Here is a 13766-nt window from a genome sequence, read left to right on the forward strand (position 1 = left end):
ACCAGGACGAGAGTCAGGAAGCCCCGAAGCAGGACAGCCCGGTGCTGGGCGCCGCGGCCGAAACCGCGGGTGTGCCCCCGGTCAACGCACTGGGCCGCCCCATCGTGCCGCGCCCCCTGGGTTCGTCACCCGAGCTCGACTCCGACCCGCTGCCGGCCACCCGCCCCGGCATGCTGCGCCCACGCGCCTCCGACGACCGCTTCTCCCTGCCGAGCCAGCGTCCGGCGTTCGACCTGGGCCCGGAGGCCCCGGCCGACATCGCCGGAACCCCATAGCCAACTGAGTCGGTTCCCCATAGCCGACCGAGCCGGATGGGTCCCCACAGCTAACTGAGTCGGTCCCCACAGCCGACTGAGCCGGGTGGGTCCCCACACCTAATTGAGCCGGGTCCCCACAGCTGATTGAGCCGGTCTCCACAGCTGATTGAGCCGGTCCCCATGGCTACTTGTTGAGCGCGGTCAGGAAGCGCTCGACGATCGGCACGGCCGTGTCGGCCCCGGCGCCGCCGTTCTGCACCATCACCGCGAATGCCATGTCACCCTGCCAGCCGACGAACCACGCGTGCGTCTCCGGCGAACCCGACTCGAACTCCGCCGTGCCGGTCTTGCCGAAGACCGGCTTGCCCGGCACGTCCTCCAGGTCGGTGCCGGTGCCCGAGGTGATCACCGCGCGCATCATGTCGCGCAGCGGCGCCACGGTCGCGGCATCGATCGGCTGACCGTCCGGCAACGGCTTGGCCGGCGCCGGGTCGAGCACCAGCTTGGGCTGCTGGAACTTCCCGCGCGCCACGGCCGCCGTCGCACTCGCCATCGCCACCGGGCTGACCACCGTCTTGCCCTGGCCGAAGCTCGCCGCGGCCAGCTCGGTCGGGCTGTCACCGGGCGACACCGAGCCGCTGAACGCCTCCGTGCCCAGGTCCCACTCGCCGCCCATGCCGAGCGCGTCGCCGGCCGCCTTGAGCCCGTCCGCACCGAGCTTGGGCGCCAGGTTGACGAACGCGGTGTTGCAGGACTTGGCGAAGTCGGTCTTGAAGGGCACCCGGCCGAGCGCCATGTCGTGCGAGTTCTTGAACTCGCGGCCGGCCACGTTCTGCGTCTTCGGGCAGTCCACGACCGTGTCCGCGGCGACCGCCTTCTTTTGCAGCAGGCCCAGCGTGGACACCATCTTGAAGGTGGAGCCGGGCGGCACCTGACCGGTCAGCGCCACGTTGTCCGTGCCGCCGTCCGGGCCGTTCGACACGGCCAGCACCGACGAGTCACTGATCTTGATCGCGACCAGGGCGCTGGGCCGCTTCTCGGCGGCGGTGGCGGCGTCCGCGGCGGTCTGCGTGCGTACGTCGATCGTGGTTTTGACCGGAGTCCCGTCGACCGCCTTGGTGCTGTAGATCTGGGCGTCGGTCACGGTGTCGTCCGGCGCCTGGCGGGCGATCACCACGGACTGCCCGGAGGCGCCGCGCAGCTTGGTGTCGTAACGCTGCTGCAAGCCCCCGTGTCCCACCCGGTCGCCCTGGCGGATGGTGTCCTGGCCGGCGTCGATGTCCTCGCGGGTAGCCAGGTCGACCGTGCCGAGCAGGGCCCGCGCGAACGTCCGGGTCGGGGCGAGGTCGCGACTCTCCTCGGGGAACGTGGTGCCGGCGAGGGGGCGTACCTGATCTCTGATCTTGAGGTAGTCCTCGCGACGCAGGGTGATCAGGTCGACGCGGCTGCCCTCCGTGGCCTTGTCGAGACGGGACTGCAGGTCCTTCAGGTTCACCGTCACGGAGATCTTCTTGAACGCCGCGGTCAGCGCGGTGGTGAGCGCTTTCACATCGGTCACCCGGGCCGGGTCGAGCGCGACGGTGACCACCGGCCGGGGCGTCACGATCGGCTTGCCGGCGGCGTCCAGGATGGTCGCCCGCTTGGCGGCCACCGTGCGCAGCTCGAGCCGGTCGCCCTCGGCGAGCTCGCGGTGCACGATGGCCGGCTCCCAGATCACCCGCCAGCCCTTGCTGTTGCGCTTGGTCATCCGCACGGTGCTCTCGTAGGACCACGGCGAGCCGTTCGGCAGCGTCCAGTCGAGCTTGATCGTGCTGGTCGCGATCTCGCCGGTCTCCTTGGCCTCGCCGACCCGGCTGACCAGCAGCGTCTCGGCCGGCATGTCACCGACGAGCCCGGTGATGCCGGTGTAGACGTCGGCGGCCTTGATCGCCGAGCCGTCCGCGTTGACGAAGCCGACCTTGCTGAGGTCGCCGGTCTTCCAGCCGGTCAGGAAGGCGCCCAGCGTGTCGGCCGGGCCGTCCGAGCCGCACGCTGCGACGCCGCTGAGCAGCAGCGTCGTCGTCGCCATCGCCGCGGCGGCACGCCGGACCGCGGAAACGCGGCCTCGCGTGGGTGGCGGTGTGCGGCGCATGTTCACTCTCCTGGAGACGGCTGGTCGAAGATGACTCGCGAAAACCTACCGAACGGTAAACGCTCTTCGGCCGAGATGATGTCCGCCGCTGGGTGATCTGTATCAAATTCGGGTTCGGATCGGCACGTTCGCGACCTCCGCGTGACCGAGGCCCCGGATTCCGCGAGCGGCCACGCCGTAGGCTGTGCTGGACGCGTTTAGCCCACAGAGTCGTGGGCTGAGGGGAGTGCCAGGCATGGCTGTCGCCGACGAGGCAGCAACCGATTCCGGACCAGAGATCGACTTCGTGCCGGGCCCGGGGCTGGCCCTGACCGGCCGGCTGGGAGCGTCCGAGGACAGCGAGCTCGATGAGCCGTTGCCCAACGCTGAGCGCCTGGTCGGCGAGGCGGTGGCGCGGGCCGGTCAAGATCACGTGACGGCCGCGCTGGTGGACCGCTTCTGGCGGTTCGCGCCCGACGAGGAGCTGGTCGGGTTCACGCCGGAGGAGATGTTCGCGGCCGCCCTGGCGCACCGCGAGCTCGCCGCCGAGCGGCTGCCGGGCCAGCTGCGGCTGGACATCAGCGCGCCCGATCGTGAGGAACCGCACACGGTGGTGTCGATCGTCACCGACGACATGCCGTTCCTGGTCGACTCGGTGACCGCGCTGCTCACCGCCCATCAGCTCGAGGTGCACCTGCTGGTGCACCCGCTGATCGTGGTGCGCCGCGAACCGCTCGGCCGGCTCGCCCAGCTCGAGGCCGACGTCGAGCCGGACGACGCGATCGACGGCGACCTGGTGGAGAGCTGGATCCGGATCGAGATCGACCCGGTGCGCGACCCGGCCGCCCGCGAGCAGCTGCACAACGAGGTGCGCCGGGTGCTCACCGACGTGCGTGACGCGGTGGAGGACTGGCCGCGCATGCGCCAGCGGGCCGTGGTGATCGCCGACGAGCTGGCCGCCGCGCGCGGCTCGGACACCAGGCTGCCGGTGCCGGACAAGGACGTCACCGACTCGATCGAGCTGCTCAAGTGGCTCGCCGCCGACCATTTCACGTTCCTGGGCTACCGGGAGTACGAGCTCCGCGACGACGTCCTGCACACGGTGGACGGCACGGGGCTGGGCATCCTGCGCGGGGAGAGCACGCCGCGGGCGCTGTCGTCGATGACCCCGGAGGCATATCAGAGGGCGCTGGAAAAGCGGCTGCTGGTGATCACCAAGGCCAACTCGCGGGCCACCGTGCATCGGTCGGCCTACCTCGACTACATCGGCGTCAAGGTCTTCGACGACCACGGCCAGGTGGTCGGCGAGCGCCGTTTCCTCGGGCTGTTCTCCAGCTCGGCATACCGCACCAGCGTGCGTGAGCTGCCGGTGGTCCGGCGCAAGGTGATGGAGGTGCTGGACCGCTCCGGCCTCTCCCCGCGCGGTCACTCCGGCAAGGACCTGCTGCAGATCCTGGAGACCTATCCGAGGGACGAGCTCTTCCAGATCAAGACCGATGACCTGTACGAAGCGGTGATCGGCGTGCTGCGCATGGCCGGCCGCCGCCAGCTGCGCCTCTTCCTGCGCCGGGACGGCTACGGCCGCTTCATCTCCTGCCTGATCTACCTCCCGCGGGACCGCTTCACCACGGCCAACCGGCTGTGCATGCAGGAGATCCTGCTGCGTGAGCTCAACGGCATCGGGGTCGACTACACCACCCGGGTGACCGAGCGGATGCTGGCCCGGGTGCACTTCGTGGTGCGCACCGACCCGGCCGACCCGCCGAGCGGCGTGGATCCGAACGAGCTGGCCGAGATGCTGGCCGACGCCACCCGCATGTGGGACGACGACTTCGACCTGGTACTGGAACGCAAACTGGGCGAGGAGCCGGCAAAAGACCTTTTCTCGCGGTACGCGACCGCGTTCCCGGACAGTTACAAGGACGGGCACACGCCCTACGAGGCGGTGCAGGACCTCGCCAAGCTGGAGCTGCTCGAGGAGCCGGGCCAGCTCGAGATGCACCTCTATCGCAAGCGGCACGTGAGCAAGTCCGGGGACGTCGAGGTGGACGACCACGACATCCGCTTCAAGGTCTATCGCTACGGCGAGCCGATGATGCTGTCCGCGGTGCTGCCGGTGCTGCACTCGCTGGGCGTCGAGGTGGTGGACGAGCGGCCCTACGAGGTGCGTCGCCCCGACGGCACGGTCTATCTCTACGATTTCGGGCTGCAGCCGCCGACCGAGCATCGGGAGCTGTCCGAGGTGCGGCCCCAGGTGGAGAACGCGTTCGCGGCCGCCTGGCGGGGCGAGGCCGAGGTGGACGGGTTCAACGAGCTCGTGCTGCGCGCCGGGCTGACCTGGCGGCAGGCGGTCGTGCTGCGGGCGTACGCGAAATATCAGCGCCAGACCGGGAACGTCTTCTCGCAGCGTTACGTGGAGTCCACCTTCGTGGCCTACCCGGAGATCGCGCGCCTGCTGGTGCAGCTCTTCGAGATGCGCTTCGCGCCCCGGCTGACCATCGGTGAGCAGGAGCGGGTCAAGCGTTCCGCCGACCTGGCCGAGCAGATCACCGTGCTGCTCGACGGGGTGGAGAGCCTCGACCAGGACCGGATCCTGCGGTCCTATCTGACGCTGATCCAGGCCACCCTGCGGACCAGCTTCTTCCAGAAGGGCCCGGACCAGCGGCCGAAGTCCTACGTGGCGTTCAAGCTCGACCCGCAGGCCATCCCGGATCTTCCGCAGCCACGCCCGAAGTACGAGATCTTCGTCTATTCGCCGCGCTTCGAGGGCGTGCATCTGCGCTTCGGCGCGGTGGCCCGGGGCGGTCTGCGCTGGTCGGACCGTCGCGAGGACTTCCGCACCGAGATCCTCGGCCTGGTCAAGGCGCAGATGGTGAAAAACGCGGTGATCGTGCCGGTGGGCGCCAAGGGCGGCTTCGTGTTGAAGCAGAAGCCGGGCGACCGCGACGAGGCGGTGGTCTGCTATCGCCAGTTCATCACCGCGCTGCTGGACGTGACCGACAACATCCTGAGCGGCAAGATCGTGGCGCCGCGCGACGTGGTCCGGCACGACGGCGACGACCCCTACCTGGTGGTGGCGGCGGACAAGGGCACCGCCACGTTCTCCGACATCGCCAACGAGATCTCCGTGGCCAAGGACTTCTGGATGGGCGACGCGTTCGCCTCCGGCGGCTCGGCGGGCTACGACCACAAGAAGATGGGCATCACCGCCCGTGGCGCCTGGGAGTCGGTCAAGAAGCACTTCCGGGACATGGGCGTGGACACCCAGTCGCAGGACTTCACCGTGGTCGGCGTCGGCGACATGTCCGGCGACGTGTTCGGCAACGGCATGCTGCTGTCCGAGCACATCCGGCTGGTGGCCGCCTTCGACCACCGGCACATCTTCCTCGATCCCACCCCGGACGCGGCCACTTCGTTCGCCGAGCGGCGGCGGCTGTTCGACCTGCCGCGGTCGTCCTGGGCGGACTACGACGCCACCAAGATCAGTGCGGGCGGCGGGGTGTTCCCGCGCTCGGCGAAGTCGATCCCGATCTCGCCGGAGGTGCGCACGGCGCTCGACCTGGGCGACGTGTCCGCACTGTCGCCGCCCGAACTGATGAAGGCCATCCTCGGCGCGCCGGTCGACCTGCTGTGGAACGGCGGCATCGGCACCTATGTGAAGGCGGTCTCCGAGACCCACGCCGAGGTCGGCGACAAGGCCAACGACCCGATCCGGGTGAACGGCCGCGACCTGCGCGCCAAGGTCGTCGGCGAGGGCGGCAACCTGGGCCTGACCCAGCGCGGCCGGATCGAGTTCGCCCGGTCCGGCGGTCGCATCTTCACCGACTTCATCGACAACACCGCCGGCGTGGACTGCTCCGACCACGAGGTGAACATCAAGATCCTGCTGGGCGGCGCGGTCGCCGACGGCGAGCTGAGCACCCCGGACCGCGACGAGTTGCTGGCCGCGATGACCGACGAGGTCGCCGCGCTGGTGCTGCGGGACAACTACGAGCAGGCCACCGCGCTGGGCAACGCCTGCGCGCAGGCCCACTCGCTGCTGCCGGTGCACCGCCGCATGCTGATCGAGATGGAACGCGACGGCCGGCTCAACCGCGAGCTGGAGGCGCTGCCCACCGACGAGGAGCTGGCCGCCCGCTACGAGGCCGGCGACGGGCTCACCGCGCCGGAGTTCGCCGTGCTGCTGGCCTATGTGAAGATCGGCCTGGAACGCGCCGTGCTGGCGTCCAGCCTGGTCGACGAGCCGTGGACCACGGACGTGCTGGCGCGTTACTTCCCGACGCCGCTGCGCGAGCGCTTCGCCGCCCGGATGGCCGGGCACCGGCTGCGCCGCGAGATCATCGCGACGGTGCTGGTCAACGAGGTGGTCAACCGCGGCGGCACGTCGTTCGTGTTCCGCGCGATGGAGGAGAGCGGCGCGTCCGCGGCGGACATCGTGCGGGCCTACGTGGTGGTCCGCGACGTCTACCGGCTGAACGACCTGTGGAATGCGGCCGAGGCGCTGGACTCGGTCGGACCCACCAAGGCGCAGATCAAGGTCTGCCTGGAGACCCGGCGGCTGCTCGACCGGGCGGTGCGCTGGCTGGTCAGCAACCGGCGCTCGCCGATCGACGTGGCCGGCGAGACCGAGCGGCTCGGACCCGGCGTCGCCGCGCTCCTGCCGCAACTGCCCGACGTGCTGGTCGGCGCCGAGCACGAGTCGCTGGACAACCACGTCGCGTTCCTCGCCGACCTGGGCATCCCGGACGAGCTGGCGGAGTCGGTGGCCCGCACGGTCTACGGCTTCGGCTTCTTCGACATCCTGGAGACGGCCAAGGTCACGCAGCGCGAGCTGACCGAGGTGGCACAGGTCTATTTCGTGCTCTCCGAGCGCTTCCAGATCGACACGCTGCTCTCGCACATCTCCAAGCTGCCGCGCAACGACCGCTGGCAGACGCTGGCCCGGATGGCACTGCGCTACGACCTGTACGCCGCGCTGGCCGGGCTGACCGCCGAGGTGTTGCAGTCCACTCCCGCGGAGAACTCCCCGGAGGACCGGGTGTCGGAGTGGGAGCAGGTGAACGCCGCCTCGATCGCCCGCGCCGGCAACGCCATGGGCAGCGTCGACGACTCACCGGCGGACCTGGCCGCTCTGTCGGTGCTGCTGCGCCAGATCCGCACCCTGGTCAAGACCTCGTCGTCGGGCTAGGTACCCCCGAGGGGTATATAGTCGAGTCATGGAGCGGTTGATCGAGCTGGAGATCGGCGGGATGACGTGCGCCGCGTGCGCCAACCGCATCGAGAAGAAGCTCAATCGCCTGGACGGCGTGAGCGCGACGGTGAACTACGCCACCGAGAAGGCGCGCGCCCGGGTGCCGGCCGAGGTGTCCGCGGAAGACCTGATCGCCGTGGTGGAGAAGACGGGTTATCAGGCGGCACTGCCGTCCGCCCCCGCACCTCAGGCGGCGGCGGGGGACCCGCTGCGTACCCGTCTGATCGTGAGCGCGCTGCTCAGCGCGCCCGTCATCGTGCTGGCGATGGTTCCGGCCTGGCAGTTCGACTACTGGCAATGGCTGTCGCTGACGCTGGCCGCGCCGGTCGTGGCCTATGGCGGCTGGCCGTTCCACCGAGCCATGGCGATCAACCTGCGGCACGCCGCCGCGACCATGGACACGCTGGTCTCGATCGGCACGCTGGCTGCCTTCGGCTGGTCGGTGTGGGCGCTGTTCCTCGGTGACGCGGGCATGCCCGGCATGACCCACCCGTTCTCGCTGACCGCCCGCGGCGGCGACGCGATCTATCTGGAGGCGGCCGCCGGTGTGACGACGTTCCTGCTGGCCGGGCGATATCTGGAGGCCCGCGCCAAGCGAACGGCCGGCGACGCGCTGCGCTCACTGCTGGCGCTGGGCGCCAAGACCGTGACGGTGATCCGCGCCGGCGCGCCGGTCACCATCCCCGCCGACCAGTTGCTGGTCGGCGACGAGTTCGAGGTGCGGCCGGGCGAAAAGGTGGCCACCGACGGCATCGTCGTGGACGGCGCCTCGGCAATCGACCGCAGCCTGATCACCGGCGAGTCGGCTCCCGTCGAGGTGCGCCCGGGAGACGAGGTGACCGGCGCGACGGTGAACGCCGGCGGCCGCCTGCTGGTGCGCGCCACCCGGGTCGGCGCGGACACCCAACTGGCCCAGATGGCCCGCCTGGTGGAAGCGGCCCAGGACGGCAAGGCGGCGGTGCAGCGGCTGGCCGACCGGATCGCCGCGGTCTTCGTGCCGATCGTGCTGGCCTTGGCCGCCGGCACGCTGGGCTATTGGCTCGGCACCGGCCAGGACACGACAACGGCCTTCACCGCCGCCGTGGCCGTGCTGATCATCGCCTGCCCGTGCGCTCTCGGCCTGGCCACCCCCACGGCCCTGCTGGTAGGCACCGGCCGAGGCGCCCAACTGGGCATCCTCATCCGAGGCGTGACAGCTTTGGAATCCACCCGCCGGGTGAACACGATCCTGATCGACAAGACCGGCACGGTAACCACCGGCGCGATGACGGTGACCGAACTCCGAGCTCTCCCCGCCCAGCACACGCCTGCGCGCTCTGAACAAAGCGCCCCAAATCCGGCCCCCGCGGATGCGGCCGGGCTTTCGTCTCTGAGTGCGGACGCGTCTGCGGGTCCGACGCCTGTTGATGCGGATGCGCCGGCCTCGGCGTCTGTGGATGGCGCGGCGGTGCTTGCGGCCGTCGACGAGATGCTGCGGTTGGCCGGCGCTGTGGAGAGCCCGTCGGAGCACCCGCTCGGACGGGCGATCGCGGCCGCCGCCCAGGCGCGTGGTTCGCTTCCCGCGGTGACCGACTTCCAAGCGACGGCCGGGGTGGGCGTGCGCGGATCGGTCGAGGGTCGGGAGGTCGAGGTCCGCCGCGCCACGACCCCTCCGGACGCCTTTGCTCTGCTTCCCGAGAGGGAGCGCTTCCTGGCAGGAAGCAGAGGGGCTCTGCTTCCTGAGGGGGAGCGCTTCCCAGGAGGAAGCAGAGGGGCTCTGCTTCCTGAGGGGGAGCGCTTCCTTGGAGGAAGCAGAGCAAAGGGCGTGCAGACGTGGGTTGAGGTGGTTGTCGACGGGGTGGTTCGTGGGCAGATCGGGCTCTCTGATCCGGTGCGTGCGTCCAGTGCCGGCGCTGTGCGTGACTTGCGGGAGCTGGGGTTGGATCCGGTGCTGCTCACCGGTGACGCGGAGCCTGTTGCCCGGGCTGTGGCGGCTGAGGTTGGCATCACTGAGGTGGTTGCTGGTGTCTCGCCGGTCGGCAAGGTCGAGGTGGTCCGTGGTCTTCAGCGGCGTGGCCGGGTGGTGGCGATGGTTGGTGATGGTGTGAACGATGCCGCGGCTCTGGCTCAGGCTGATCTGGGTTTGTCGATGGGGGCGGGCTCCGATGTGGCGATCGAGGCGTCCGATCTGACGCTGATCCGTGGCGACCTGAGCGCGGCGGCTGACGCTGTGCGGCTCTCCCGACGCACCCTGGGCATCATCCGGGGGAACCTCTTCTGGGCCTTCGCCTACAACGTGGCAGCCCTGCCACTGGCCGCGTTGGGCCTGCTCAACCCCATGATCGCCGGCGGTGCGATGGCCCTGAGCTCAGTCTTCGTAGTCCTCAACAGCCTCCGCCTGCGCGGCTTCCAGCCCGCCGCATCCTGACCGCCGCACGCCCTTTGCTCTGCAGACATATACGCAACACCCACGCGCCCCGAGAGCCGGCGTGATCGGCGGCGGGCCGAGTGGGTGCCCGATGGGTCGCGCTGCGACGTCGCGCCCGAGTGGGGTGCCTGATGGGTTGCGCTGGGATGGTCGCGCGGGCGGGCCGGAAGGTAGGGCCGTGCCGGGAGGCTGGGGAGGGACGTCCCTGCGGGAGGCCGTGCGCGACCGGAGGGTGGCGTGGTGGTTGGCCGGCCGCGGGCGCGCCGAAAGAGGAGAACCAAAGGCGCGGCCCGCGGCCGGGGTCTGGGGGTGGGTCTGGAAAGCGGTGAGCCGGGCTCGCTGCCGATCGCTCCCGAGATCGATCGCGTGCCCGGCTCACCCGATGTCATCGGGTTTTCGAACTGGTCCCGAAGTTCGAATGCCCGATGACTTCCCCAGATCCACCTGCAGACATGACGCTACGTGGTGGTAACTACGCGGCGGAAGCCCTGGGTGTGCGAACTATCCGTTCGGTCAGGGGGAATCCCCCATGTGAACGTCGGAGAGTAATTACGTGGGCGTTGCAGAGAGTGATTAGTTGTCTCGTCTGATCGTTTCGATCAGGGCCAGGATCTGGCGCAGCGCGGGGCGGAACACGCGCAGCCGGGAGAGCGCGACCAGGCGGTCGATGAGCGGCACCACGCCGTCGATCAGCTGCCTCGTGCGCCTCGCCTCGGGCGACTTGTCGTAGACCCAGAAGAGGATCACGCCCATCCAGCCGAGCCAGAGCAGCTCCGGCAACTCGCGCCGCAGCTCCGGGTCGAGCTTGGCCGACGATCCCTCGACCACGTCCCGGAAGATCGCGATCGCCGCCTCCCGGGACGGCGAGGACTCCCGGGAGAACGGGCTCAGCGGCGACGTCGGCTCGGCCGCGGTCTTGAAGAAGGTGGCGGCGAACGAGTGGTAGGGCTCGTTCACGTCGATGCCGGCGTGCAGCACCCCGCGCAGCCGGTCGGCGAAGTCACGCTCGGCGCTCAGCACCGCCTCGGACGCCACCCGGTGCGCGGTCTGGTTGCTGTCGTAGAACCCCTGGATCAGGTGTTCCTTGGAGTCGAAGTAGTAATACGCGTTGCCGACCGCGACGCCCGCCTCCGATGCGATCGCCCGCATGGTCGTCTCCGCGTAACCCCGCTCGCGGAACAGCCGCAGCGCGGTCTCCAGGATCAGCTGCCGGGTCTGCTCGCCGCGCGGTTTGGCCCGCCGAGGCATCGGCTCGGTCGCGTCATCGGCAGCCGTCGTCACAGACGTCACCGTAGTCCGCCTCCCTGGTGGAGCGGCGGACGGCAGCCGCCGCGGCGATGAACCTGCGCGCCGCCGGGAGCAGATGTGGCCGGCTCAGGCGGTCGGCCATCCCGCGGTAGTCGGCCAGCGCCCACAGGCAGGCCAGCCAGGCGCCGTCGTGCACGTACACCGCTCCGGTGTCGGCGATGACCGTCAGATCCCGCAGCGTGGCGTCGTGGTCGAGGCCCGGGAATCGGCCGCGGGCCTCGGCCGATCCGGCCGCGACGAATTCCAGCGGTACGAGCTGCGCACGCCCCGTCAGCCAGTGGCGTGCCGCCCGGCAGATCGGGCAGCCCTCGTCGAAGAGGACGGTGAACGATCCGATCCGGCCGGCCCCGTGACCGGCCGGATCGGTGGTCTCCGTCATGCCGGGGCCGGGGGCGGTGTCGTCCCCGGGCGCGGCTGCGGCCTATTTGGGACGGCGGGGTGGCTCGGCCAGTTCCCGCCGGGCGGCATTTGTTGCGGCGGCGGCTGCGGGAGGCGGCCGGCCGGCGGCAGCGGCGGGTGGCCCTGCTGCTGGCGGAGGCGTCCCCGGCGGTAGCGGTTGAGGAAGAAGACGTTGAAGAAGTGCAGGACGCCCAGCACGAGCAGCACCAGGCCGATCTTCAGGGAGAGCGTCTCGAGCGCCCCGGCCGCGCTCGGCACCTCGGCGGTGGAGCGCATCGCGACCGCCACGTATCCGAGATTGAGCAGGTAGAAGCCCATCACCAGGAGCTGGTTGACGGCTCGGGCGAGCTTGCTGTCGTCGAAGACGTCCTCCAGGAAGACCAGCCCGTTGCGGGACAGCGTGGTCGCCACCCAGACCGTCAGCCCGACGCTGATCGCCAGGTAGGCCAGGTACATCCAGACCTTGTGGTCCACGATCGGCACCCTTCTTGAACACGTTCAAATGTTGTCCCCCTGAAGATAGAGGCAATATTGAACGTGTTCAAGTGTGCTTCCGATCACGCCGGCGTCACGGGTGGGCGTGGGGTGACACTCCAGGACGAATCGATCGGTTTGAGATCGGGAGGGTTGCTTGCTGAACCGGTTCGGCTATCTTGGGTCGGACGGCTCGGGGGGCGTCGACCTGCGACTCCGGTTGTCGCGCCAGGATTTCCAGCGATCACGGCATGTCTTTCGACACGCGCGCTGCAATATTCTCAGCTGTGACGACCGTTACGCTGCGGCTACGAGATTGGTCGCCGGACAATCAAATAGGAAACAAACCTAATGGTAGGGGACTCAAGAATGGCCGCCACCCGTCTCCCGGGCACGCCCCGGCTGCTGCGCGCGCTGAACGACCGAGCAGCGCTCGAGCTGCTGCTGAGCCGCGGCCCGCTGACCAGGGCGCAGCTCGGCGAGATGACCGGGCTCAGCAAGGTGACCGCCTCGCAGCTGGTCGAGCGGCTGGAGGAGCGCGGGCTGGTCCGGCGCGTCGGCGAGCAGGCCGGCGGACGCGGGCCGAACGCCCAGCTCTATGCCGTCACGCCCGGCAGCGCCCACGTGGTCGGCGTCGAGGTCGGCCCGGACCTGGTGATCGCCGCCTGCGCGGACATCACCGGCGCGATCATCGGACGGGTCGAGCAGTCGACCAAGGACACCGACGACCCGGTCGGCGTGGTGCACAGCGCGGTGGTCCAGGCCGCCGCCCGGGCCGGCGCCGACACCAGTTCGGTACGCCGCGTGGTGCTCGGCACGCCCGGCCTGGTCGACCCCAAGACCGGCGAGATCTCGTACGCGTACGACCTGCCGCGGTGGCACAAGGGCCTGCTCGACGACCTGCGCCGGGACCTGAGCGTCCCGGTCGCGTTCGGCAACGACGTGAACCTGGCCGCCGTCGCCGAGGCGCACAGCGGTGCCGCAGTGGGCGAGAGCGACTTCGTGCTGATCTGGGTGGACCGCGGTGTCGGCCTGGCCACGATGATCGACGGCAAGCTGCACCAGGGCGCGACCGGCGCGGCCGGCGAGATCGGCTGGCTGCCGGTCCCGGGCGCCGAGGTGCCGCGGGATGTCGCCCGGCGTGGCGTGCGGGGCGCGTTCCAGGCCCTGGTCGGCAACGACGCGGCCAAGGCGATCGGTCGCAAGCACGGCTTCCGGGGCGCCGAGGCGGCCGACGTGGTGCGCGCCGCGGTGGCCGCGGGCGAGGCCGGCGAACCGGTGCTGGACGAGCTGGCCGGTCGGCTGGCGCTCGGCGTGGCCTCCACCTGCGTGGTGCTGGACCCGCCGCTGGTCGTGCTGGCCGGCGAGATCGGCCAGGCCGGCGGCACCGAGCTGGCCGACCGGGTGGCCCGCGAGGTGGCCGCGATCACGCTGGTCTCTCCCCGCGTGGTGCCCGGCCAGGTCGCCGTGGAGCCGGTGCTGCACGGCGCGCTGCGGATGGCGCTGGACGCGGTCCGCGACGAGGTCTTCGGCTCGACAACGGGTTAACCCCTTCCCCAG

Annotated in this window: 7 protein-coding genes; 3 read left to right on the top strand and 4 right to left on the bottom strand. The window is 70.2% G+C overall.

The window, feature by feature from the left end:
* Positions 1-441: 441 nt before the first annotated feature.
* Complete coding sequence (locus ACZ6TI_RS01245; protein WP_465342960.1) at positions 442-2388, bottom strand: penicillin-binding transpeptidase domain-containing protein; 1947 nt, start codon at positions 2386-2388, stop codon at positions 442-444.
* 235 nt (positions 2389-2623) lie between these two features.
* Between ACZ6TI_RS01245 and ACZ6TI_RS01250 the strand changes: the two genes are divergently transcribed.
* Positions 2624-7555, top strand: a complete 4932-nt coding sequence (locus tag ACZ6TI_RS01250; RefSeq protein WP_465342961.1) for an NAD-glutamate dehydrogenase — start codon at positions 2624-2626, stop codon at positions 7553-7555.
* 28 nt (positions 7556-7583) lie between these two features.
* The gene (locus tag ACZ6TI_RS01255) at positions 7584-10025 is read left to right on the top strand and encodes a heavy metal translocating P-type ATPase (RefSeq protein WP_465342962.1); all 2442 of its coding nucleotides are present in this window, start codon (positions 7584-7586) and stop codon (positions 10023-10025) included.
* Between the two features lie 573 nt (positions 10026-10598).
* On the opposite strand, the gene ACZ6TI_RS01260 is transcribed toward ACZ6TI_RS01255, so the two are convergent.
* From ACZ6TI_RS01260 to ACZ6TI_RS01270, 3 genes are read right to left on the bottom strand one after another with little or no spacing between them, the layout of a single operon-like run.
* Positions 10599-11306 carry a TetR/AcrR family transcriptional regulator gene (locus ACZ6TI_RS01260; RefSeq protein WP_465342963.1) on the bottom strand — a complete coding sequence of 236 codons (708 nt, stop codon included), beginning with the start codon at positions 11304-11306 and terminating at the stop codon, positions 10599-10601.
* Positions 11287-11712, bottom strand: a complete 426-nt coding sequence (locus ACZ6TI_RS01265; RefSeq protein WP_465342964.1) for a thiol-disulfide oxidoreductase DCC family protein — start codon at positions 11710-11712, stop codon at positions 11287-11289. Before ACZ6TI_RS01265 ends, ACZ6TI_RS01260 begins: the two co-directional genes overlap by 20 nt.
* Positions 11709-12206, bottom strand: coding sequence for a hypothetical protein (locus ACZ6TI_RS01270; protein WP_465342965.1), 498 nt, complete (start codon positions 12204-12206; stop codon positions 11709-11711). Before ACZ6TI_RS01270 ends, ACZ6TI_RS01265 begins: the two co-directional genes overlap by 4 nt.
* A gap of 369 nt (positions 12207-12575) precedes the next feature.
* Between ACZ6TI_RS01270 and ACZ6TI_RS01275 the strand changes: the two genes are divergently transcribed.
* A complete protein-coding gene (locus tag ACZ6TI_RS01275; protein WP_465342966.1) occupies positions 12576-13754 on the top strand; it encodes an ROK family transcriptional regulator in 1179 nt (392 codons plus the stop codon).
* The last annotated feature ends 12 nt before the right edge of the window (positions 13755-13766 follow it).

It is taken from the genome of Actinoplanes sp. NPDC051388 (assembly GCF_055586225.1).

Coding starts and splice junctions, on each gene's coding strand:
- ACZ6TI_RS01275 (WP_465342966.1), top strand. CDS start 12,576: ATGGCCGCCACCCGTCTCCCGGGCACGCCCCGGCTGCTGCGCGCGCTG.
- ACZ6TI_RS01265 (WP_465342964.1), bottom strand. CDS start 11,712: ATGACGGAGACCACCGATCCGGCCGGTCACGGGGCCGGCCGGATCGGA.
- ACZ6TI_RS01255 (WP_465342962.1), top strand. CDS start 7,584: ATGGAGCGGTTGATCGAGCTGGAGATCGGCGGGATGACGTGCGCCGCG.
- ACZ6TI_RS01245 (WP_465342960.1), bottom strand. CDS start 2,388: ATGCGCCGCACACCGCCACCCACGCGAGGCCGCGTTTCCGCGGTCCGG.
- ACZ6TI_RS01250 (WP_465342961.1), top strand. CDS start 2,624: ATGGCTGTCGCCGACGAGGCAGCAACCGATTCCGGACCAGAGATCGAC.